Consider the following 22,623-nt stretch of genomic DNA (forward strand, 5'->3'; position numbering starts at 1 on the left):
TGGAGCCGTTCTTCTTACTGGAACGCCACTTCGGCGAAGCTGCGCAGCTTGCGGCTGTGCAGCCGGGTCGAGCCCTCGGCGCGCAGGATGTCGATGGCCCGCATGCCGATGCGCAGGTGCTGCTCCACGCGTTCACGGTAGAAGTGGTTGGCCATGCCCGGCAGCTTGATCTCGCCGTGCAGCGGCTTGTCGCTCACGCACAGCAGGGTGCCGTAGGGCACGCGGAAGCGGAAGCCGTTGGCCGCGATGGTCGCGCTTTCCATGTCCAGCGCCACCGCGCGGCTCTGGCTGAAGCGGCGCTGCGGCTGGTTGCCTGGCAGCAGCTCCCAGTTGCGGTTGTCGGTGCTGGCCACGGTGCCGGTGCGCATGATCTTCTTCAGGTCGGGCCCCTCGTAGCGGGTGACGTCGGCCACGGCTTTTTCCAGCGCGAGCTGGATCTCCGACAGCGCCGGAATCGGCACCCACAGCGGCAGTTCCTCGTCGAGCACGTGGTCCTCGCGCACGTAGGCGTGGGCCAGCACGTAGTCGCCGAGTTGCTGCGTGTTGCGCAGGCCGGCGCAGTGGCCCAGCATCATCCAGGCGTGCGGACGCAGCACCGCGATGTGGTCTGTGATGGTCTTGGCGTTGGCCGGGCCGACGCCGATGTTGACCATGGTGGTGCCGCTGCAGTCCTCGCGCACCAGGTGGTAGGCCGGCATCTGCGGCAGCCGCGGGGGCGCGGTGCCCTGGCTGCCATCGAGCAGGTGGCCGTAGGTGGCGCTCGAACCGGCGGGCAGGCCGCGCCGGCGCGTGACCACGTTGCCCGGCTCGATGAAGGCGACGTACTCGCTGTTCTCGTCGGCCATGGCCTCGTGGCCCAGCCGCACGAACTCGTCGATGTAGAACTGGTAGTTGGTGAACAGCACGAAGTTCTGGAACCACTCCGGCGCCGTGCCTGAGTAGTGGCGCAGGCGGTGCAGCGAGTAGTCGACCCGCGCGGCGGTGAACAGCGACAGCGGCTGCGCCTCGCCGTCGCGCGCCTCGAAGGTGCCGTTGGCGATGCCGTCGTCCATCACGCCCAGGTCGGGCAGGTCGAACACGTCGCGCATGAGGGCCCGGCGCTCGGCGCTCATGGTGCCTTCGATGTGGTCGTTCTCGGCGAAGGAGAAGTGGATGGGGATCGGCTGCGTGCTGGTGCCCACCTCCAGCTCGACCTGGTGGTTCTCCAGCAGCAGGCGGAACTGGTCGAGGTAGTAGCGCGCGAACAGGTCGGGGCGCGTCAGCGTGGTCTCGTAGCGGCCGGGGCCGGCCACGAAGCCGTAGCTCAGGCCGGCGTTGGCCGGAGGCGTGTGGCGCGAGACGGTGTGGGTGTGCACCCGCACGAAGGGGTAGCAGGCCCGCACCCGCCCCGGAAGCTCCTCGCCGGCGACGAAGCGCAGCATCGATTCGCGCAGGTGCGTCAGGCCGCTCTGGTAGATGAGCTTGACCTGCTCGAGTGCGGCGGCGGCATCGGTGAAGCGGGCGGGGGCGACGAATGTGGGCATGTAGGGCATGCCGGCATTGTGCAATGGCTGCTGGGTTGCTTCGGGCCGCTGTTCGGGGCGCGATCACGCCGACGGGGTACCTTGCTCCGCGAATGTCTCCCGGGGCTTCGCCCCTCCTCCTTTATTTCGCTGCGCAAGGCACCCCATCGGCGTGATCGTCCAGAGCATTGGCTGATCGGCCGGCACAAGAGCAGCGCTCGTCGTGCCCTGTGCACACCCCCGAACGACAGAGCAGAAACTCAGCCCAACAGGCAGGCCACCACCTTGGAGAGCATCTCGTTCACATCCGAGACCTGCACCGCCCCCGGCAGCGCCACGTCGCCGTGCATCACGAACACCGGCTTGCCCCACTTGAGACCCAGCGCCATCTCCGACAGCGTGCCCATGTTGCCGCCGATGGCCACCAGGCACACGCCGCTGCGCGCGACGATGCCGTTGCGCATCTCGCCCATGCCGGTGGGGATGGCCACGCTGAGCCATTCGTTGGCGTTGCGGTCGTCGTCCTCGGGCAGGATGCCCACGGCGATGCCGCCGGCTTCCACCGCGCCGCGCGAGGCGGCCGCCATCACGCCGCCGCGCCCGCCGCAGACCACGGCCATGCCGGCGCCGGCCAGCGCATGCGCCACGGCATGGGCGGCCTCGCATTCGGCCGGACCGCCGTCGCCGGGGCCGATGATGGCCACCGGCTGGCGGTGGCGCTGCGGCCCCCGCTGCTTCTGCGCGAGGCGCGCCAGCGCCTCAGTGACCTGCGCCGGCAGCGCCACCGCGCTCGCGCCTTCGCGTAAAGACATCGCCCACTCCCATCACGATCACACACACAACCATCAGCACCAGCGACAGGGCCGCCGCCACCGCGAAATCGGAACCGCCGTCGCCCACCTGCGCCAGCAGCATCAGCGGCAGGATGTTGAGCTGCGTGCCCACCAGCGCCAGCGCCGTGCCGTAGGTGCCCATCGCGATCGCGGCCACCATGCAGGCGTTCGACAGGACCGAGGGCAGCACCTCGGGCACCACCGTGTCCCAGAAAGCACGCGAGCGCGAGGCGCCCAGCGTGCGCGCCGCCTGCGCCGGGCGCAGGTCGAGGTTCGCGAACACCGGGTACAGCGACAGCGCCACGCGCGGAATCAGGTAGTAGGCATACGCAAAACCCAGGCCCGACACGCTGTAGATCCAGCTGCCGAAGGCCGCCGGGTCGGCGCCCAGGCCCGCGAGCAGCTGCGTCACGAAGCCCGCGCGGCCGAAGGCCAGGATGAAGCCATAGGCGATCACCAGCCCCGAGAACGCCAGCGGCAGGCCCAGCAGGGTCATCATCCAGCGGCGGCGCGCCTCGGGCTGGCGCGCGAGCTCGATCGCGATGCAGGTGCCCACCAGCGCCGACATGGCACCCGCCGCGAGCCCGAGCGCCAGGGTATTGCGCAGCGCGCCGAAGAAGAGCGCGTTGCCGAACAGCCGCCCGAAGGCGCTGCCGCCCTCGCCGAAGGCCTCGGGCAGCAGTGCGGCAAGGGGCACCGCGAAGAACAGCGCCATGAAGGCCCATGCGGGCCAGGCGCCAAAGCGTCGCATATCAGTTCTCCGTCACGACCTGCCGCGGCCCACGGCGCATGCAACGGCAGGGCCAGGGCGGGGAACACCGCGGAACCGGCTTTGCCGGGCCGCAGGTGTTGCCCCCGGCGAGGGGGTTGGCGAAGCGACACCAAGTGCGCGAAGACTGGGGGAGTGCGTCATTTCAGTGCTGCCTGCGCCCAGAGCTTGTCGACCTCGGCCTTGCGCTCCGAGGCCTTCACCACGTCGAGCGGCTTGATTTGCGGCGCGGCCGGCATCTTGGCGGCCACGTCGGCGGCCAGCGGCGTGCCCGGCACGGCGGGGCGCACGAAGCCCTGCGCGAAGAGCGACTGGCCGGCCTCGCTCATGATGAAGTTGAGCCACAGCTTGCCGGCGTTCGGGTTCGGGCCGTTCTTCACGAGGCTGATGGCGTAGGGCGCGGCCACGCTGGCTTCCTTCGGGATCACCACTTCCACCGCGTCGCCCATGCCGTCGACGTGCTTGGCCTTCAGGCCGTCGTTCTCGTAGCTGATCCACACCGGGATCTCGCCCTTGAGGAACTTGGCATAGGGCGTGGTGCCTTCCACGCGCAGCACGTTGCCGGCCGCATGCAGCTTGCCGAGGTAGTCGGTGCCGGGCTGCACGTTGTCGACGCTGCCGCCGTTGGCGTACGCCGCCGCGAAGGTCAGCACCTGGCCGATGCCGGTGGAGCGCGGGTCGAGGTACACCACCGAGTTCTTGAACTCGGGCTTGAGCAGGTCGGCCCAGCCGGTGGGCACGTTCTTCACCAGCTTCTTGTTGACCAGGAAGGCGATGTTGAGCGTGTGGATGGTGAACCAGCGGCCCTCGGCCTCGCGGAACACGGCCGGCAGCTTGTCGAAGTTGACGGGCTTGAAGGGCGCGACCACGTCCTTCTTCGCGGCGTCGACGGCGGAGGCGGCGAAGTAGTAGGCGGTGTCGGCCTGCGGGCGGCGCTTCGTCTTCTCGAGCGAGACCACGGTGGCGGCGGAGCCGATGTCGTTGTAGGTCAGCTCGATCTCGGGGTAGCGCTTCTTGAAGTCGCGGAACAGCGACTTCCAGTTGGCCCATTCGGGGCCGGTGTCGAAGGAGACGCACAGGCCTTCCTTCTGCGCCTCGGCGTACAGCGCCTTCTCGCCCGCGTAGAGCTCGGGGCCGTCGAAGGCGAATGCGGTGCGGGCCGCGAGAGAGGCCAGCGGCAGTGCGCCGGCGGCCTGGATCAGATGTCTGCGTTGCATGGTGGCTCCTTGGAGGATGGGTTCAGGGTTTTCTTGTTCAGTGGTCGAGCAGGCGCAGGTGCTCTGGCGCGATGGCGATCGCCTCGGCGGCCGGCCTCGACGATTCGGCGAGGAAGGGCTTGGCGGCGCCCTGCACCTCGAAGTCGTAGCGCGTGAGCGCGCCCAGGTAGCGCTGCGCGCCGGTGCGGCCCGCGAGCCGGTTCACGGCGTCTGCGGCCGGGTCGGGCCGGATGTGCTCGGGCCGCACCAGCACGTTCACCTCGGTGCCGAAGGCGCGCCGGCCGGTGTCGGCGAAGAGCTCGGCAAAACCCATGTCCAGCCGGCCGGGTGCGGCCACCTTCGCGGGCAGGATCGTCGAGAGCCCGACGAACTCGGCCACCGCGCGGCTCGCGGGGTTCTCGTAGATGTCGCGCGGCGTGGCGATCTGCAGCAGCCTGCCGTCCTTGAGCATCGCCACGCGGTCGGCCATGGCCAGCGCTTCCTCCTGGTCGTGCGTGACCAGCAGCGTGGTGGCATTGAAGCGCTGCTGTATGGCGCGGATCTGGTCGCGCAGGTGGCCGCGCACGCTGGCGTCGAGCGCCGAGAGCGGCTCGTCGAGCAGCAGGGCGCGCGGGTCGATGGCCAGCGCGCGGGCCAGTGCCACGCGCTGCTGCTGCCCGCCCGAGAGCTGCGCCACGGCGCGCCGCGAGAACTCGCCCAGCCCGACGATGTCGAGCAGCTCCTGCGCGCGGCGATGCCGCTCGGCCGCGGCCACCTTGCGCAGCTTCAGGCCGTAGGCCACGTTGTCGAGCACGCTCAGGTGCGGAAAGAGCGCGTAGCTCTGGAACACCATGCCGATGTGGCGCTGGTGCACCGGCGTGCGCGACATGTCCTCGCCGTCGAGCGCGATGCGGCCGGTGTGGCCCGTCTCCAGGCCCGACACCAGCTTCAGCAGCGTCGACTTGCCCGAGCCGCTGGGGCCGATCACCGCGACCAGCTCGCCGGTGCGGACGTCCAGCGATACGTCGTGCAGCCCGTGCGTGCTGCCGGGGTAGTTGTAGCTGACCTTGTCGAGGAGGAGGCTCATGGCGTATCGGTTCTGCCGCTTATGCGCGTTGCTTCACGAGGGAGGAGGAAAGAAGCGCCGACGCACTCGCCAGCACCAGCAGGATCACCGTGGCCGCGCAGGCGAAGCCCGTCGCGCCGTAGAAGGCCTGCAGCAGCACGACCGGGTAGGTGCGGTTCTGGAAACTCGTGAGCAGGTTCGACACGCCGAACTCGCCCACCGAGATGGCCGCCACCATCACCAGCCCGCTGATCAGGCTCTGGCGCAGGCTGGGCAGCACGATGCCGGTGAACTGCTGCCAGCCCGAGGCGCCCAGCGTGGCGGCCGCCTGCTCCAGCCGGCCGAGGTCGAGGTGGCGCAGGTCGGTCAGCAGCGTGTTGGTGAGATAGGGCAGCGTGAGGATCGCGTGCGCCGCGATCAGCAGCGGCATCGAGCCCAGCCAGGGCGCGAGGTCGGTGTTGAAGACGATCATGTAGCCGAAGGCCAGCGTGATCGTCGGCACCGCCACCGGCGTGGCGCTCACGATGCGCGCCGCCAGGCTGCCGCCGCGCCGCGCGCCGTGGTACAGCGCATAGGCCAGCGGCAGCGCCAGCACGGTGTTGATGGCGCAGGCCGACAGCGCCACCACCAGGCTGCTCACGAAGGCCTTGCGGAAGGAGGTGTCGAGCCAGAGGTCGACGTACCACTGCCCGGTGATGCCCGTGGGCAGCAGCGTGTTGGTCCAGTTGCCGCCCACGCTGCCGACCAGCAGCAGCGCGATGGGCAGCAGCAGGTACAGGCCGTAGACGAGCGAGATGACGCGAACCAAGTTTGTCTCCAATGTCATGGACACCCGGCATACTTTCCGGATGCGCTACTGTTCGCGCCGGTCATGCCGCCGCGCCGTCCCGAATTCTAGGAACCGCATGCGTACTTATGGGTGAAAGTTGGATGACGACACTTGAGCAATTGGAAACCCTTTTTCACGCAGCTTTCATGAAGCGAGGCCATGCATGAAGCGCGACTGCCCCACCATCCAGGAGCTGCTGGCCTTCGACGCCGTGGCGCGCCACCAGAGCATCACGCTCGCGGCCGGAGCCCTGTGCATCACCGTGAGCGCGGTCAGCAAGCAGATCGCGGGGCTCGAGGCCTTCCTGGGCCGCGAGCTGCTGCAGAAGAACGGCCGCGGCGTGCAGCTCACGCCGCAGGGGCGCGTGTACTGGCAGAAGATCTCCGGCGGCCTGCGCGCCATCGAGACCGCCACCTTCGAGGCCCGCTCGGGCGATGCCGGCGCCGGCCTGCTCACGCTGGCGAGCGTGCCCACCTTCCTTACCAAGTGGCTCATTCCGCGCCTGCCCGCCTTCAGCCAGAAGAGCCGCCACGTGATGCTGAGCTTCAGCCGCCACCTGGAGCCCAGCGACGGCATCCCGGCCGGCGTGGATGCCGCCATCCGCTATGGCCCCGACGGCTGGCCCGGCGTGGTGTCCGAATACATCGCGGGGCGCGAGTTCGTGCTGATCGTGGCGCGATCGCTGGTCGAAGGGCGCCATCGCATCGCGCAGCCTGCCGACATCGTCGGCCACACGCTGCTGCACCACGAGGGCGCGCCCACCGCCTGGCGCCTGTGGGCCGTCCAGCACGGCGTGCCCGAGGTGCAGACCGTGGCCGGACCGCGTTTCGCCCAGTATTCGGCGCTGATCCAGGCGGCGCTCAACGGACTGGGCATCGGCCTCGTACCGAAGCTGCTGGTGCAGGAAGAGTTGGCCGAAGGCGCGCTGCTCAGCCCCTGCGGCACGCCCGTGAGCGTGAACCAGGGGCACTACCTGTGCTACCGGCCAGACCGCCTCGACCTGCCGGCCTTCGCGGCGTTCCGCGAATGGCTGCTCGACGAGGGGCTGAAGTCGCGCGGCGTCGAAACCGAAGCATGAAGCGAGGCATGAAGGCGCCATCTTCGCTAGGCTTGCCCTCCATGCGGACAAGCAAGGAAACGAACCGATGAAAGTCGCAGTGATGGGTGCCGGCGCGGTCGGCTGTTACTACGGGGCGATGCTCGCGCGCGCCGGACACGAGGTGGTGCTGATCGGCCGCCCCTCGCACGTGGAGGCCGTCGACGCCAGGGGCCTGCGCCTGGAGACCAAGGCCTTCGACGAGCACGTGCGCGTTGCCGCAAGCACCGAGGCTTCGGCCGTGCAGGGCGCCGACCTCGTGCTCTTCTGCGTGAAATCCACCGACACCGAATCGGCCGCGGGACAGATCGGGCCGCACCTTGCACCCGGCGCGCTTGTGCTCACGCTGCAGAACGGCGTGGACAACGACCAGCGCGTGCGCTCGGTGCTGCCGCCGTCGAACGAAGTCGCCGCGGCCGTCGTCTACGTCGCGACCGAGATGGCCGGCCCCGGCCACGTGAAGCACCACGGCCGCGGCGAGCTGGTGATCGCGCCTTCGGCCCGCAGCGAGGAAGTGGCGCGGCAGCTCGAAGCCGCCGGCGTGCCCACGCAGATATCGCCCAACGTGCGCGGATCGCTCTGGGCCAAGCTGATACTCAACTGTGCCTACAACGCGCTCTCCGCCGTCACGCAGCTGCCCTACGGCGTGCTCGTGAAGGGCACCGGCGTGGCCGACGTGATCCGCGACGTGGTGGCCGAATGCCTCGCGGTCGCGAAGGCCGAGGGCGTGGACGTGGTCGGCGACACCGACGCCGCCGTGCGCGCCATCGCGCAGACCATGCCGTCGCAGTACTCCTCCACCGCGCAGGACCTCGCGCGCGCCAAGCCCACCGAGATCGACCACCTCAACGGCCTTATCGTGCGCCGCGGCGAGGCGCTGGGCGTGCCCACGCCGGCGAACCGCGTGCTGTTCGTGATGGTGAAGCTCCTTGAAGGCAAGCAACGCTCGAGCTGACCCCTATCTGGCGGGAACACCGCGGGTTGCCCCCGGAAGGGGGTTGGCGCAGCGACACGAAGTGCGCGAAGCCTGGGGGCGAGCCTTCACCCCGGCATCGGCTCGCGCATCGTCACGAACTCCTCGGCAGCCGTGGGATGGATGCCCACCGTGCTGTCGAAGACCGCCTTCGTCGCCCCTGCGCGCATCGCCACCGCGAAGCCCTGCACCACTTCGCCGGCATCGGCGCCCACCATGTGCAGGCCCACGACGCGGTCGGTGGCCTTGTCGACCACCAGCTTCATGAAGGTGCGCTCGCTGCGGCCCGAGAGCGTGTGGCGCAGCGACTTGAACTCGCTGGAGAACACCGTCACCTCGCCGAACCTGGCGCGTGCGTCGAGCTCGGTGTAGCCGCAGGTGCCGATGTTCGGGTGCGTGAACACGGCGGTGGGAATGAACTCGTAGTCGAGCCGGCGCTTTCCCTTGCCGAAGAGCTCGTCGACCACCACCATCGCCTCGGCCAGCGCCACCGGCGTGAGCTGCACGCGAGTGGAGACGTCGCCCACCGCGTAGATCGACGGCACCGAGCTGCGGTAGTGCGCATCGACCGCGATCGCGCCGCGCTCGTCGAGCGCCACGCCCGCCGCCTCCAGGCCCAGCCCCTGCGTGTTGGGCACGCGGCCGGTGGCGAAGAGCACCGTGTCGGCCTCGATCTGCTGGCCGCGTGCCAGCGTGACCGTGAGGCCGCCGCTACCGCCGGTGTGGCGCGTGACCGAGGCGACATCGCAGTTCAGCCGCACGTCGACGCCGGCCTTGCCCATCTCGTTGGCCAGGAACTGCCGCACGTCGTCGTCGAAACCGGTGAGCAGGTGCGCGCGGCGGTGCAGCTGCGTGACCTTGGCGCCCAGCCCGTTGAAGATCGACGCGAACTCGCAGGCGATGTAGCCGCCGCCCACCACCAGCAGGCGCCTGGGGAACGGATCGAGGTCGAACATCGCGTCGGAGGTCACGACGTGCTCGCGGCCCTGGATGTCGGGCACGAAGGGCGTGCCGCCGGTGGCCACGAGCAAGTGGCGCGCGGTGTGACGCTTGCCGTCGACCTCCACCGTGTGCGGATCGACCAGCTGGGCCCATCCGGTGACGAGCGTGACGCCCGCGTTCCTCAGCAGCGAGGCATAGATGCCGTTGAGCCGGCCGATCTCCTTCGCGCGCTGCGCCTTCAGGTGCGCCCAGTCGAACTGCGGCGCCTCGGGCAGCTTCCAGCCGTAGCCCGCGGCCTCCTCGAAGGATTCGGCATAGCCGGCCGCGTAGCTGTAGAGCTTCTTGGGGATGCAGCCCACGTTGACGCAGGTGCCGCCAAGCTCGGCGGCCTCGGCGAGGGCGACGCGGGCGCCGGTCTGCGCAGCCATGCGAGCGGCGCGGACGCCGCCGCTGCCGCCGCCGATGACGAAGAGATCGAAGTCGAATGTGGGCATGAAAGGCTTGCTCCTTGGCCGCCGACTGTAGCGGCCGGGGCGAAGCCGGCGCTTCCGTCGGGGCTTGCTTGACCCTGGAGCTGCTTCAGGGATTCCACTGCGTCCGGGCCCCGCGGGTGTTCATCGCCGCCGGCGACGCTTCCACGGGCAGCCCGCTATCAGGGAGATCACATGGGCATGCTTGAAAGGCTTTTCGGAGGCCACGGCGGATCGCGGCATGGCGGCGGCGGCCACCATGGCTCGCACGGCGGACACGGCCACGGCAGCGGCGCACCGCCTGCAGGAGGGGGTGGTGGCGGCAGCGCTTGCCCCGCATGCCGCGCCGTCAACGGGCCGGGCGCGCGCTTCTGCCAGCAATGCGGCGGCTCGATGCTTCCGGCGGCCTGCAGGCAGTGCGGCACCGCGATGCAGGCCGGTGCGAAGTTCTGCGCACAGTGCGGCCAGCCCTCGCACGCCCCGCTGCGCGGCTGAAGCGCTACTGGCGCGAGTCGGGCGAGGTCCAGAGCCGGCGCGGGTCGTCACCGCGCTGGCCGGGCTGCGGTTGCGGCACGGCGGGCGGCTGGATGCCGCGCTGCTGCTGCAGCGCGCGCAACTGGGCCTGCTGCAAGGCCTGCTGTTGAGCCTGCGCCTGCTGCTGCATCTGTGCGGCGCGCTGCTGCATCTCCTGCTGCTGGCGAAGCTGCTGTTGCTGCACCAACGCCTGCTGCTGCGCCGCGCGCTGCTGCTGCAGAAGTTGCATCTGCGCCGCCTGCTGTTGTTGAAGCAGCTGTTGCTGCTGCAGGGCCTGCGCCTGCGCGGCGCGTTGCTGCATTTCCTGCTGCTGGCGCATGGCCTGTTGCTGCTGGAGTTGCAACTGCTGTTGCTGCAGCTGCTGTTGTTGCTGGCGCTGCCAGCGATCCTGCTCGCCGCGCTGGCGCCATTCCTGCTGCGCCTGCCAGTCCTGTTGCTGGCGCCAATCCTGTTGTTGCCTCCAGCCTTGCTGGCGCTGCCATTCCATCTGCTGCTGTTGCTGCATCAGCTGTTGCTGTTGTGCCTGTTGTGCCTGTCGCGCCTGCTGGAGCTGGATCTGCTGCTGCCGCGCCGCCAGCGCGGCGGCCGGCGGCACCACCGCGGCGGGCCGGCCGAAACCGCCGAAGGCATTGACTGCGATGCCTGGCGCGGGCGCCACAGGTCCGCGCGCGAAGCGGTCGTCCGGCAGCCGCATCAGGTCGCGCCGCCCGAAGGGGCCGCGGCCGAAGCGGTCGGCGGGCACCACGGTCACCGCGCCGGGCATCTGCTGGTTGGCGTAGAAGTCGCTGCGCAACGCCTGGCGGTTATAGATGGCCATGCGGTTGACCTGGTCCAGGTAGCGCTGGCTCGCGCGGTAGCCGGGGCGCCATTGTTCGCCCGGGGCCAGCGGGAACCAGCCGACCCCGCCGTTGCCGCCCGTTCCGGCAGCGCCGCCCACGAAGCCCACCAGTGCCGGCGAATACACGGGCCGTCCGCCCGGCCGCCCCGGCACCCAGCCCCAGCGCGGACCGACGCGCGCCCAGCGTCCGTAGTGGGAGGGCGCGAAGCCCCAGGGCGCGGCGTCGATCCAGGTCAGGCCCCAGGGCGCGACGTTGACCCACTGGCCGTCGCGGTACGGCGCCCAGTCGGCATCGACATTGCGCGGGAACCACACGTCGCCATAGTTCGGGTCGCTCTGCCAGTCGCCGTACGCGTCGAGCTGCTGGTAGCCGACCACGTCGCGCGACACGTAGCGGGCGGAGATCGACTGGTCCTCGATGCGGTTGCGCTCGGCCACCCAGGCGTCGAAGCCGCTGCCCTGCTGCGGCGCGCCGCTCACGGCCGAAAGATCGCGGCCCGCCACGGTGAGCTGCTGGCGCGCGCCCAGCGACTGCGACTGGCCGTTCTCGCCATGGAGCGTGACCCGGCCCGAGGCCACTGCCACCCAGGTGGTGCCGGCGGCTGGATCGGCGGCGATGCGGTATTCGCCCGGCGCGTCGATCACCACCGCGATGTTGCCGGTGTCCACCTCGAAGCGCTGGCCCGAAAGCTCGTCGCGAACGCGCAGCTGCAGGTTGCCCTGGTTCGACGTGATGTGCGCCGTGTCGTCGTCCAGTTCTGTGAACTCCAGGTGCGTCTGCCCATCTAGCCGCAGCGCCGCCGAGCCGATGAAGAGTTCGGCGCGGGCGTTGCGGTCGGTCCAGAGCCGGTCGCCGGTGGTGATGGGGCGGTTGGTCTGCGCGTCGTACCAGCTGTCGGCGCCGGCGGGTGCGAAGCTCACCGAGCCCTGCTGGTAGCCGAGCAGCGCGACGCGGCCCGGCGGGTCCTGCTGCGCGCTGGCCGCGAAGGCCGCGCACAGCAGCGCGATGCCGAGCAGCCATCGGCGTGGCGCGGCAAGCATGGAAGGGGCGGGTTGGTTCATGGTGTCGTTCTCTGATCCTCGGGACGGTGCGAAAGCGCGGCGCCGGGTTTTTGTAACGCGCGAGAATCCGCTGCCGCCGTCACCGCACGACCTCTGCTTGGTGAAGCGCGCGTGCAATCGGAAACCGGCTGTAAGGAGGGACACCCCATGAAAAACCAGAACAACACACGACCCACGGGCAGATCGCGCTTCAAAAACCGTAGCGCGATCGTGTTCTCCATGGCTGCTGCTGCGGCAACACTGGTGGCAGGGCCCGCCGATGCGCAGCTGGCCCGCAAGCCGTCTTACTACCAGCAGCAGAACCAGCCGCAGCCCGAAGGCCCGGCCGCGCAACTGGTGCCGCGCCCCGCAGTGCCCTCGTCGCTGCCCGCGCTGCGCAGCCAGGCCGACTTCGACCAGCTGGCCCGCGTCTACGACGCCGGCACGCCGATGCAGCTTGCGCACGTGCTCTTCGTGGTCGACCGGCAGGCGAAGCCGCCGCGCATGTACTACATCGACACTCCGCGCTACCAGCTGCACGTGCGCTTCCTGCGCGACACGCGGCTCGCGCCCAACACCGTCAAGCGCGAGATCGACCGCAACTACCTCGTGCCCGACCGCCGCTTCCTGTTCGGCACGCTGAGCTGGCAGCAGAACATCGGCAGCTTCACCTACGAGTTCTGGGAGGGCGACAAGCTCACCGCGCCGCTGCTGCGGCAGGCCGAGCAGCAGGTCAGGTCCAGCTTCTTCGGTCCGGTGAAGTTCAAGACCAACTCCACGCTGCACGAGCGCGTGGCGAAGGAAGCCGGCATCGATTTCGTGAGCCAGGAGGCGCTGATCCGCGAGCAGCCCTTCCTGCCGATGAACCTAGGCACCGCCACCGGCCGCGTGCGCATCGTGGAGGACGACGCCGGCATCGACGCACTGCTGCCCGACGACATCGCCGTGCTGCGGCAGGTGCCCATCGGCCTGCCGCCGGTGGCGGCCGTGCTGACCGAACGCCCCTCGACCGCGCTCTCGCACGTCAACCTGCTGGCCAAGGGCTGGGGCATTCCCAACGCCTACGTGCGCGATGCCGCCGCGGTCCTGAAGGAGCATGCCGGCCAGTGGGTGGCGCTGAAGGTCGTCAGCTCGGGCTACCAGGTGCGCCGGCTCACGCCGGAGGAAATCGCCGCGCTGCCGCCGCGCGCGGTGCGCACCGCCGCCACGGGAGCCGTGCCCGGCAGCGCGCGCGCCATCAGGCCCGACCTGCGCGAGAGCCGGCTGCTGCCGCTGGCCTCGCTGCGCGCGCGCAACAGCGCGCAGTGCGGCGTCAAGGCCGCCAACCTCGGCGCCATGCAGGCCGCGCACATCCCGGGCACCTCGGTGCCCGACGGCTTCTGCATTCCCTTCGCGCACTACGACCGCTTCATGCGCGCCAACGGCCTGGCCGATCGCATCGCGCGCATGCAGCAGCAGCCCGGCTTCGCGAGCGACCCGAAGGTCCGCCAGAAGGCGCTGGCGCAGCTGCGCGACGAGATCGTGCAATGGCCCGTCGATGCCGCCACCGCCGCCGGCTGGCGCGCCGCATGGCAGTCGCAGCTCGGAGGCGGCGGCGTGTTCGTGCGCAGCTCGTCCAACTCCGAAGACCTGCCCGGCTTCAGCGGCGCGGGGCTCTACACCACCGTGCCCAACGTCAAGACCGGCGACGCGCTCGAAGTGGCCGTGAAGAAGGTCTGGGCATCGGTGTTCAACCCCGAGGCCTGGGAGGCCCGCGCGGCGGCGGGCTTCGGCGCCGAATCGGTCCTCATGGGCGTGTTCGTGCAGACCGCCATCGACTCCGCCAACGCCGGCGTGATGATCACCCGCGACCCCTTCGACGCGGGGCATCCGCACATCACCTACATCTCGGCCAAGCGCGGCATCGGCATCCGCGTGGTCGAGGGCCGGCGCGTGGCCGAGCAGGTGATGTACTCGAGCTGGTCCAAGGCCATCCAGGTGCTCAGCCGCTCGGCCGAAGACACCGCGCTGCAGCTCGACAAGGACGGCGGCGTGAAGGAAGTGCCGGTGGAAGCCGGCCGCAACGTGCTGACCGACGACCTGGTCGTACGGCTGGCCAACGTGGGCGCGGCGGTCAAACGCACCTTCAACGGCGTCGACCAGGACATCGAGTGGGCGACGGTGGGCGACAGGATCGTGCTGCTGCAGGCGCGGCCGTATGTGGAGAGGCGGCGCTGACGCCGCCGCCCCGGCTTGCCGCCGTTTCTACTTGTACAGCAGCTGCGGCAGCCACAACCCGATCTGCGGCCACATGTACAGCAGCACGATCGCCAGCACCTGGATGCCCATGAAGGGCAGCATGCCCAGGAAGATCTGGTTGAGCGTCACGTGCGGCGGGCTCACGCCCTTGAGGTAGAAGGCGGCCATCGCGACCGGCGGCGACAGGAAGGCGGTCTGCAGGTTCAGCGCCACCAGCAGCCCGAAGAACAGCGGGTCGACGCCGAAGTTGTCGAGCAGCGGGATGAAGATGGGCATGAAGATCACGATGATCTCGGTCCACTCCAGCGGCCAGCCCAGCAGGAAGATGATGACCTGGCTCAGGATCAGGAACTCCACCTTGGTGAGGTTCATGCCGAGCACCCATTCCTCCACCAGCGCCTGTCCGCCCAGCAGCGCGAATGCGGCCGAGAAGATGGCCGAGCCGACGAAGAGCCAGCACACCATCGCCGATGTCTTGGCCGTGAGGAACACCGACTCCTTCAGCACCGCGAGGTTGAGCCGCCGGTAGGCCGCCGCCAGCAGCATGCCGCCGAGCGCGCCCATGGCTGCCGCTTCGGTGGGTGTGGCCAGGCCCAGCACGATCGAGCCCAGCACCGCGAGGATCAGCAGCACCAGCGGAAAGAACGACGCCAGCAGCATCTTGAATATCTCGAGCCGCGCGAAGCTCAGGAACAGGTAGAACAGCGTGACGATCGCGCCGAAGATGGCGAAGGTGACCCACCACCAGGTCGGCGCGGGACGCTGCGTGGCGGCTTCGGCGGCGGCAGGGGCTGCGGGCTCTGCGACTCCTTCGGCGGCAGGCGCCGGTGGTGCGGGCGATGCCCCCGGTGGCTCGGCCAGCGAGCCTTGGTTCGAAGCAGCGGCAGGCGCCGATGGCTGCGAATCTTCACTGGGCGGCTCCTGGAGGCCGCCTTCCTGCGGCGGCTCCTGCAGCCCGCCTTCGACCGGAGGCTCCTGCAGTCCACCCGACTCCGGCGTGCTGCTGCGCACCGCGCCGATCTCCTCGATCTCGTAGCGCGCCTGCGCCTCGACGGTGGTCACGGCCTTGTAGCTGAAGGCGGCCAGGAGCAGGAAGATCACACCCGGCAGCGCGACGACGCCAAGCTGTTTCAGCACGTGCGAGAAGGGCACGTCGGCATTGCGCCGGCCCTTCAGCAGGCCGACCAGCGCATGCGCGGCCGGGCTTTCAGCCAGCCGCTGCGACAGCGGCGGCAGCGGCACGACGCGCTCGGCGTGCGACAGCGGCGGGGCCCATTGCGGCTTGAGCCACGCGACGATGATCACGTACAGCACGTAGAGCGAGGCCAGCATCAGCCCCGGAAAGAAGGCACCCGCATAGAGCTGCACCACCGACACGCCTGCCGTCGCGCCGTACACGATCAGCAGCACCGAAGGCGGAATCAGGATGCCCAGGCAGCCGCCCGCGGTGATCGAGCCCGCGGCCAGCGGCACGCTGTAGCCCGCGCGCAGCATGGCCGGCAGCGCCAGCAGGCCCATCAGCGTGACCACCGCGCCCACGATGCCGGTGGCCGTCGCGAAGATGGTGCAGGTCACGAGCGTCGCCACCGCCAGCGCGCCCGGCAGCCGCGCGAGCGCGAGGTGCAGGCTCTTGAACAGCGACTCGATGAGGTTCGCGCGCTCCACCAGGTAGCCCATGAACACGAACAGCGGCACCGCGATGAGCACGTCGTTGGCCATGGTCTTGAAGGCCGACTGCACCATCAGGTCGAGCGTGCGGTGCCAGTCGCGGTCGTAGGCCAGCCAGGTGAAGAGCATGCCCATGCCCATCAGCGTGAACGCCGTGGGAAAGCCCAGCATGATGGCCACCACCACCAGCGAGAGCATCAGCAGGCCGAGGTGGCCGTTGGTGATGGTGGGCGCGTTGGCCAGCACCGCCACCGCGCCGATCACGATCAGCGCCATGAACGAGAGGCCGAACCAGAGTTCGCGGCGGATCATCGCGCGGCCTCCTTCGAGGCGACGACGCGATCGAGCGCGGCGATGTCCTCGTCCTTCACGTGCACCATCTCCTTGAGCTTCTCGACGTCGACTTCCTCCACGTCCTGCTCGCGCGATGGCCAGGCGCCCTCGCGGATGCAGCGCACGCAGCGGATGATCTCCACCAACCCCTGCAGGAGCAGCGTGAACCCCGCCAGCGGAATGACGTACTTGAACGGGTACAGCGGCAGCGGCTCGGCCGAGAAGGTCTGCTCGCGGATGGCGAGCGACTCGCCCGCGTAGACCCATCCGGCCCAGGTCAGCGCCACGATGCCGGGCAGGAAGAAGACGATGTAGAGCACCAGGTCCACCAGCGCCTGCGTGCGCGGGCGGAAGAAGCCGTAGAGCACGTCGCCGCGCACGTGGCCGTTCTTCGAGAGCGTGTAGGCGCCCGCGGTCATGAACATGGTGCCGTACAGCATGATCTGCGCGTCCAGCACCCAGGCGTGGGGCTTGTTGAGGGCATAGCGCGAGAACACCTCCCAGCTGATCAGCAGCGTGAGCAGCAGGGCGCACCAGGCGAAGGTCTTGCCGATCCATGTGGAGAACCGGTCGACCGCCAGCAGGAAAGATTGCATCGGAACGAACTCCTCGCCGCGTCATCCGTGTCTTGCGCGGCAGCTTGGGCGCAGGCATGAAAAGAGGGCACCGCACGGGTGCCCTCGCATCGCATCGATCCCTTGGCTCAGGTCTTCTTCGCCTGCCGTCCGAAGTAGTGGTTGTAGGCCATCTTGAAATCGACCTCGTAGTCGTTCTGCCACTGGCCCGCGCGTTCCGCGAAGGCGCGCTGCGAGTCGAGCACCTTCTTGAACATGGGGTTCTCGGACGACTTCTTCGCGATGGTCTTGTCCCACGATGCGAGCTGCGCGCGCAGCACCGTGTCGGGCGTCTTGTAGAACTTGATGCCGGCCTTCTTCAGCTCCTCGTAGTCCTTCGAGTTGCGGTCGATGGCCTTCCAGCTCATCTCGGCGCTTGCGGCCTGCGTGGCGTACTCGATGATCGACTTGAGCTCGGTCGGCAGCGCCTTGAGCTTGGCGCCGTTGAACAGCACCTCGAACTGCTCGCCGCTCTGGTGGAAGCTCTGCAGCATGCAGTTCTTGGCGACGTCGGGAAAGCCCAGCACGCGGTCGCTCGACGCATTGTTGAACTCGGCCGCGTCGATCAGGCCGCGGTCCAGCGCGGGCACGATCTCGCCGCCGGGCAATGGGTTCACGGCCGCGCCCATGTCGGTGAACACGTCCACCGCCAGGCCCACGGTGCGGAACTTCAGGCCCTTCATGTCCTCGGCCTTGGCCACCGGCTTCTTGAACCAGCCCAGCGGCTGCGTGGGCATGGGGCCGTAGAGGTACGAGACCACGTCGAGGTTCAGCCCCTTGTAGATCTCCTCCATCAGCGCCTTGCCGCCGCCGTAGGTGTGCCAGGCCAGCACCATGTTGGCGTCCATGCCGTAGCCCGGGCCGGAGCCCCACAGCGCGAGCGCCGAGTTCTTGCCGTACCAGTACGCGACCACGCCGTGGCCGCCGTCGAGCGTGCCCTTGGCCACCGCGTCGAGCAGCTGGAAGGCGGGCACCACCGAGCCGGCGGGCAGCACCTCGATCTTCAGGCGGCTGCCCGCCATGTCGTTGACCTTCTTCGCGTAGTCCTGCGCGTACTCGTGGAAGATGTCCTTCGCGGGCCAGGTGCTCTGGAAGCGCAGGGTGGTGGTCTGGGCCATGCTGACCATCGGCACGGACATGGCGCCGGCGGCCACGGCCGCGCCCTTGAGCAGCCCGCGGCGGCGGGGCATCTTGCTGTCTGTCATTTGTCTCTCTCCAAACGGTTCTGACTTGGGAAAACCCAGGCTGTGCGTCTTGGAGTTATGGTTCGACAGGCCCAAGGCGCCATCTTTGGCGCGCGGGAGCACTCAACAAACAGGGTTTTCACGAACCGGTGAAAAATTCCGGGGAATGAAAACCCGCATGCCAAGGACGCAAGAGAGATGACCGAACCCATCGAGAACAAGGGCTACGCCGGCGACGTGACGCCCGAGCAGGCCGCGCAATGGATCGCCAGCGCAGAGGCCGTGCTGGTCGACGTGCGCACGGATGCCGAGCGCGAATGGGTCGGCTACGTGCCCGGCGCCGTGCCGCTGGCATGGAAGCAGTGGCCCGGCATGGCGCTCAACCCGGCCTTCGACGAAGGCATCCGTGCCGCGGCCGAAGGCGGCAAGAAGCTGGTGCTGCTGTGCCGCAGCGGCGTGCGCTCCATCGCCGCGGCCAAGCGCGCGACGGAACTGGGCGTGGAGGCCTACAACATCCTCGAAGGCTTCGAGGGCAACCCGGACGAGAACGGCCACCGCGGGCTGACGGGCGGCTGGCGCAAGCGCGGGTTGCCGTGGCGGCAGAACTGAGCCTGAAGCCTGGCGGCTGAGTGTTTCATGGCAGGGCCACGAAGAATTCGTTGCTCAAAAGGCGACGATCGTTGCTAATCGGGCAACAGGCACCCGGCGTGCGGCAGTACGCGTCGCGCCGGGTGGGCTTGCACTTCATCGGCTGCGCCAGAAAGCACAAAGGCCCACGGTACGCCGCGGGCCTTCCTGCACTGCATGGCGAAAGGCTTTCAGCCCAGCGCCGGAATCCGCAGCTTCTGCCCCGGATAGATCTTGTCCGGGTTGCTCAGCATCGGCTTGTTGGCCTCGAAGATCACGTTGTACTTGTTGGCGTCGCCGTAGTACTTCTTCGAGATGGCAGAGAGCGTGTCGCCGCGCACCACGTCGTGGTACTGGGCGGGCGGTGCGGCCGGTGCGACGAGGTTGTTCTCCACGCTGGTCACGTTCGCCACGTTGCCGGCGGCGAGCGAGGCCTTCTCGCTGGCTTCCTGCGACGGCGCCTGGCCCGCGAGGGTGACAACCCCGGTGCTGGCGGTGTAGGTCACTTCCAGTCGCGTGAGACCGAGGTTCTGGGTCTCGATGTAGGTCTTGATGGCGGCGGCAGCAGCCTGGTTGGCGTCGGGCGTGGCGGCCTGGGCCGACGAGCCGCCGAACAGCTTCTCACCAGCCTCCTTGATGAAACTGAGCAATCCCATGGTTCTCTCCTTGTGCGGTGGTGGGTGGAACCCGCCAATGTAGGGGTGGAACTCGGCGTGCCAGCGTAGTCCCATGCCGCGTGTGTCAACGACGTGCCAGCAGGAATAACAACAAAGTCGCAATAATCCCGCGCATGTCATCCCCCTTCCTCGCCATCGACATCGGCAACACCCGCATCAAGTGGGCGCTCTACGACTCGGCCAGCCCCGGCGCCGCGTTGCAGGCGCAGGGCGCCGAATTCCTCGACCACATCGAACGGCTGGCCGACGGCCCGTGGGCCGACCTGCCTTCGCCCGGTTCGATGCTGGGTTGCGTGGTGGCCGGCGATGCGGTGCGCCGTCGCGCCGAGGAGCAGATCGTCGAGCGCTTCGACTGCACGCCGCGCTGGGTGATGTCGAGCGCCGGCGAGGCCGGCATCGTCAACGGCTACGACCATCCCACGCGCCTGGGCGCCGACCGCTTCGTGGCGATGATCGGCGCGCGCCACCGCATGCTGGCCGCCGCCAGGCCGGGACAGGCGCCGCGGCCGATGGTGGTGGTGCTGATCGGCACGGCCGTGACAGTCGAGGCCATCGATGCCGACGGCAAGTTCCTCGGCGGCCTGATCCTGCCGGGCCACGGCATCATGCTGCGCGCGCTCGAGTCGGGCACGGCGGGCCTGCACGTGCCCACCGGCGAGGTGCGCGAGTTCCCGACCAACACCAGCGACGCGCTGACCAGCGGCGGCACCTACGCCATCGCGGGCGCGGTGGAGCGCATGGTGCAGCACGTGCGCTCGCACTGCGGCGTGGAGCCGGCCTGCTACATGACCGGCGGTGCAGGCTGGAAGATGGCGCCCGTGATGAATGGGCACTTCGAGCTGGTCGAAAGCCTGATCATGGACGGGCTCCTGGTGATCGCCCGCGAGCGGGCTTCGAACTGAGAAGGCTCAGGGGCGCATCAGCGCCTCGGCCATCGCCTGGAAGGCCGGCAGCGTGAGCGGATCGTTCGCGCCGTTGGCCGCCACCGGGTGCGCCGCATAGCGCACGATCACCATCTCGGCCTTCGGGTCCACGTAGATGCTCTGGCCGTGGATGCCGCGCGCCATGTAGGCACCGTGCGGGTTGTGCGAGACCCACCACATGTCGCGATACGACCAGCCCTTGAGCAGCGGATAGCCCGCCTTCACGAACTTGGCCGGGTCGCCGCCGCGCTGGATGTCTTCCACCACCGCCTTCGGAATGGCCTGCTGCCCGCTGGAGGCGCGCCCGCCGTTGCGCATGGTCTCGCCGAAGCGCGCGAGATCGCGCAGCACGGTGTTCAGGCCGCCGCCGCCCGACTCGGTGCCGATGCGGTCGACCATGAAGTAGGCGTCCTGCTCGGCGCCGATGCGGCGCCAGATCTTCTCGCTCAGCAGGTCAGCCAGCGACTGGTTGCTGGCGCGGCGAACGATCCACGCCAGCACCTCGGCGTTGACTGTCTTGTAGGCGAAGCCTTCGCCGTGCTCGCCCTCCTTCTTCAGCGTGACGAGGAACTCGTAGAACGACTTCGGGCCGGTGTAGTTCGCGCCCTGGGTGAGCATGCCGCCGGCACGCGCGTAGTCCCAGATCTCGGCCTTGGGGTCGGCGTAGTTCTCGGAGTAGTGCACGCCCACGGTCATGTCCATCACCTGGCGCACGGTGGCGTCACCGTAGGCGCTGTCCTTGAGCTCGGGGATGTACTTCGTGACGGGCGCGGCCGGGTCGAGCTTGCCCTCGTCCGCGAGGATCGCCGCCAGCGTGCCCACGAAGGACTTGGTGACCGACATCGCGATGTGCGGACGCTCGGGCGTGAGCGCGCCGAAGTACTTCTCGTAGACCACCTTGCCACGGTGCATCACGAGGATGCCGTCGGTGTAGGTGTTGGCGATCATCTGGGCGAAGTTCAGCGTCTGGTCGCTGCCCAGGGGCTTGAAGGTGACGGCCTCGATGTCGAAGGGGGCCGGCGCCGAAGGCAGCGGGCTGGCCGCGCCGGGACCGCGCCATACGTTGGCCGTGGGCACCGTCTCGCGCACGTGCGAGAAGCTCCAGCGCGTGCGCGGGAAGACGCCGCCGGCGGGGTTGTCGAAGGTGATGAGCTTGTCGGGCGGGGGCGGGAAGCCCTTCATCCAGCCCATGGCCTCGACCGAGGTGGCGGCAGGGTCGGGCAGCGCTGCAGGCGTGGGCGTCTGGGCGGAAGTGGTGTTCACGGCGAGCAGGGTGAATGCGGCGGCGAGCGCCGTGCGAGTGAGAAGAGGAGTGAGAAGGGGGGTGAGACGAGGCATCTTCGTTGTTCTTGATGAAAGAGTTCAGCGGCCCGAGAACCGCGCCGGCCGGCGTTCGATGAAGGAGCGCACGCCCTCGGCGGCGTCCTCGCTGTTCGACAGGCGCTTCTGCGTCTCGATGAATTCCGACACGGCGGCCAGCGGCCCCTGCTCCACGGCCTTGATCACGTTCAGCCGCGTCGCCACCACCGCCAGCGGCGCCTGCGCCGCGATGCGCTGGGCGATGGCCAGCGCCGCGTCCAGCTCCTGCCCGGTGGGCACCACTTTCTGCACGAAGTTGAGGCGGTAGGCCTCGGCGCTGTCGAACTCGTCTGCAGTGAGCAGGTGCAGCATGGCGTTGCCCACGCCCGCGCGCTCGGCCATGCGCAGCGTGGCGCCGCCCGTGGCCATGATGCCGCGCTGCACTTCCATCTGCGAGAAGCGGCAGTTGTCGGCCGCCACCACGATGTCGGCGCCCAGCATCAGCTCGATGCCGACCGTGAAGCAGATGCCCTTGACCGCCACCACCATCGGCTTGGTGCGGCGGCGGTAGTCGGGCAGGCCGAAGTCGTGCGGCTCCACCAGCCCGGCAGGAATCGCCTTCTCGCCGCGCTTCATGTATTCGGTGACCGCCGGCAGGTCGAGGCCCGCCGTGAAGTGGTCGCCGAAGGCATGCAGCACGCCAACGCGCAGTTCCGGATCGTCGTCGAGCCGGGTGTAGGCCTCGGCCAGCTGCTTGAACATCGGCGGCGTCCAGCCGTTGCGCTTGGCCGGGCGGTTGATGCCGATCAGCAGCACGTGGCCGAGTACCTGGGTGTCGATGCAGCCTTCTGCGGGTGGGGTGGTGGGCGTGGCGGTCATGCGAGCAGTCTCCTTTCTTGTCTTTTCAAGGAACACCGCGGAACCGGCTTTGCCGGGCCGCTGGTGTCGCCCCCTTGCCAAGGGGGGGGGCG

Annotated in this window: 20 protein-coding genes; 6 read left to right on the forward strand and 14 right to left on the reverse strand. The window is 69.1% G+C overall.

Going from position 1 to position 22,623, the window contains the following annotated elements; all coding sequences use genetic code 11:
* Nucleotides 1-14 precede the first annotated feature (14 nt).
* The 6 genes from G369_RS0129995 to G369_RS0130020 form a co-directional block, all read right to left on the reverse strand.
* Nucleotides 15-1,532, reverse strand: a complete 1,518-nt coding sequence (locus G369_RS0129995; protein ID WP_019657769.1) for an AMP nucleosidase — start codon at nt 1,530-1,532, stop codon at nt 15-17.
* Nucleotides 1,533-1,762: 230 nt separating this feature from the next.
* A complete protein-coding gene (locus tag G369_RS0130000; protein ID WP_051127672.1) occupies nt 1,763-2,314 on the reverse strand; it encodes a TIGR00725 family protein in 552 nt (183 codons plus the stop codon).
* Nucleotides 2,262-3,086 carry an ABC transporter permease gene (locus G369_RS0130005; RefSeq protein ID WP_020723361.1) on the reverse strand — a complete coding sequence of 275 codons (825 nt, stop codon included), beginning with the start codon at nt 3,084-3,086 and terminating at the stop codon, nt 2,262-2,264. The genes G369_RS0130000 and G369_RS0130005 overlap by 53 nt, the downstream gene beginning before the upstream one ends.
* A gap of 158 nt (nt 3,087-3,244) precedes the next feature.
* The gene (locus G369_RS0130010; protein ID WP_019657772.1) at nt 3,245-4,321 is read right to left on the reverse strand and encodes an extracellular solute-binding protein; all 1,077 of its coding nucleotides are present in this window, start codon (nt 4,319-4,321) and stop codon (nt 3,245-3,247) included.
* Between the two features lie 37 nt (nt 4,322-4,358).
* Nucleotides 4,359-5,387 (reverse strand): ABC transporter ATP-binding protein, encoded by a 1,029-nt coding sequence (locus G369_RS0130015; protein WP_019657773.1) that lies wholly within the window; start codon nt 5,385-5,387, stop codon nt 4,359-4,361.
* A gap of 19 nt (nt 5,388-5,406) precedes the next feature.
* Nucleotides 5,407-6,192, reverse strand: coding sequence for an ABC transporter permease (locus G369_RS0130020; RefSeq protein ID WP_026346754.1), 786 nt, complete (start codon nt 6,190-6,192; stop codon nt 5,407-5,409).
* Nucleotides 6,193-6,358: 166 nt separating this feature from the next.
* On the opposite strand from G369_RS0130020, the gene G369_RS0130025 reads away from it, so the two are divergent.
* Nucleotides 6,359-7,273, forward strand: coding sequence for a LysR substrate-binding domain-containing protein (locus G369_RS0130025; RefSeq protein ID WP_019657775.1), 915 nt, complete (start codon nt 6,359-6,361; stop codon nt 7,271-7,273).
* Between the two features lie 67 nt (nt 7,274-7,340).
* On the forward strand, nt 7,341-8,246 hold the full coding sequence (locus G369_RS0130030; protein WP_019657776.1) for a ketopantoate reductase family protein: 906 nt from the start codon (nt 7,341-7,343) through the stop codon (nt 8,244-8,246).
* A gap of 86 nt (nt 8,247-8,332) precedes the next feature.
* Here the strand turns inward: G369_RS0130030 and gorA are convergent, their stop codons facing one another.
* Nucleotides 8,333-9,700 (reverse strand): glutathione-disulfide reductase, encoded by a 1,368-nt coding sequence (gene gorA, locus G369_RS0130035; RefSeq protein ID WP_019657777.1) that lies wholly within the window; start codon nt 9,698-9,700, stop codon nt 8,333-8,335.
* A gap of 171 nt (nt 9,701-9,871) precedes the next feature.
* Here gorA and G369_RS37265 point away from each other — a divergent pair, with 171 nt between their 5' ends.
* Nucleotides 9,872-10,171: a double zinc ribbon domain-containing protein gene (locus G369_RS37265; RefSeq protein WP_051127673.1), complete on the forward strand. Its 300-nt coding sequence runs from the start codon at nt 9,872-9,874 to the stop codon at nt 10,169-10,171.
* Between the two features lie 4 nt (nt 10,172-10,175).
* Here G369_RS37265 and G369_RS0130045 read toward each other — a convergent pair whose 3' ends face one another.
* Nucleotides 10,176-12,110 carry a DUF6600 domain-containing protein gene (locus G369_RS0130045; RefSeq protein WP_019657779.1) on the reverse strand — a complete coding sequence of 645 codons (1,935 nt, stop codon included), beginning with the start codon at nt 12,108-12,110 and terminating at the stop codon, nt 10,176-10,178.
* A 147-nt stretch (nt 12,111-12,257) separates the two neighbouring features.
* On the opposite strand from G369_RS0130045, the gene G369_RS0130050 reads away from it, so the two are divergent.
* On the forward strand, nt 12,258-14,306 hold the full coding sequence (locus tag G369_RS0130050; protein ID WP_019657780.1) for a PEP/pyruvate-binding domain-containing protein: 2,049 nt from the start codon (nt 12,258-12,260) through the stop codon (nt 14,304-14,306).
* A 27-nt stretch (nt 14,307-14,333) separates the two neighbouring features.
* On the opposite strand, the gene G369_RS0130055 is transcribed toward G369_RS0130050, so the two are convergent.
* From G369_RS0130055 to G369_RS0130065, 3 genes are all read right to left on the reverse strand, one after another.
* Nucleotides 14,334-16,307, reverse strand: coding sequence for a TRAP transporter large permease (locus tag G369_RS0130055; protein ID WP_019657781.1), 1,974 nt, complete (start codon nt 16,305-16,307; stop codon nt 14,334-14,336).
* On the reverse strand, nt 16,304-16,924 hold the full coding sequence (locus G369_RS0130060; protein WP_019657782.1) for a TRAP transporter small permease subunit: 621 nt from the start codon (nt 16,922-16,924) through the stop codon (nt 16,304-16,306). Before G369_RS0130060 ends, G369_RS0130055 begins: the two co-directional genes overlap by 4 nt.
* 107 nt (nt 16,925-17,031) lie before the next feature.
* Nucleotides 17,032-18,147 carry a TRAP transporter substrate-binding protein gene (locus tag G369_RS0130065; protein WP_019657783.1) on the reverse strand — a complete coding sequence of 372 codons (1,116 nt, stop codon included), beginning with the start codon at nt 18,145-18,147 and terminating at the stop codon, nt 17,032-17,034.
* Nucleotides 18,148-18,324: 177 nt separating this feature from the next.
* Here G369_RS0130065 and G369_RS0130070 point away from each other — a divergent pair, with 177 nt between their 5' ends.
* Nucleotides 18,325-18,735 carry a rhodanese-like domain-containing protein gene (locus G369_RS0130070; protein ID WP_019657784.1) on the forward strand — a complete coding sequence of 137 codons (411 nt, stop codon included), beginning with the start codon at nt 18,325-18,327 and terminating at the stop codon, nt 18,733-18,735.
* Between the two features lie 209 nt (nt 18,736-18,944).
* Here G369_RS0130070 and lysM read toward each other — a convergent pair whose 3' ends face one another.
* The gene (gene lysM, locus G369_RS0130075; RefSeq protein ID WP_019657785.1) at nt 18,945-19,409 is read right to left on the reverse strand and encodes a peptidoglycan-binding protein LysM; all 465 of its coding nucleotides are present in this window, start codon (nt 19,407-19,409) and stop codon (nt 18,945-18,947) included.
* 134 nt (nt 19,410-19,543) lie between these two features.
* Here lysM and G369_RS0130080 point away from each other — a divergent pair, with 134 nt between their 5' ends.
* Nucleotides 19,544-20,332 carry a type III pantothenate kinase gene (locus tag G369_RS0130080; RefSeq protein ID WP_019657786.1) on the forward strand — a complete coding sequence of 263 codons (789 nt, stop codon included), beginning with the start codon at nt 19,544-19,546 and terminating at the stop codon, nt 20,330-20,332.
* A gap of 6 nt (nt 20,333-20,338) precedes the next feature.
* Here G369_RS0130080 and G369_RS0130085 read toward each other — a convergent pair whose 3' ends face one another.
* On the reverse strand, nt 20,339-21,691 hold the full coding sequence (locus tag G369_RS0130085) for a serine hydrolase domain-containing protein (RefSeq protein WP_019657787.1): 1,353 nt from the start codon (nt 21,689-21,691) through the stop codon (nt 20,339-20,341).
* Nucleotides 21,692-21,715: 24 nt separating this feature from the next.
* Nucleotides 21,716-22,531, reverse strand: a complete 816-nt coding sequence (locus G369_RS0130090; RefSeq protein WP_019657788.1) for a crotonase/enoyl-CoA hydratase family protein — start codon at nt 22,529-22,531, stop codon at nt 21,716-21,718.
* Nucleotides 22,532-22,623: the final 92 nt, after the last annotated feature.

This window comes from Variovorax atrisoli 110B (assembly GCF_000382045.1).
Lineage (GTDB): Bacteria > Pseudomonadota > Gammaproteobacteria > Burkholderiales > Burkholderiaceae_C > Variovorax > Variovorax atrisoli.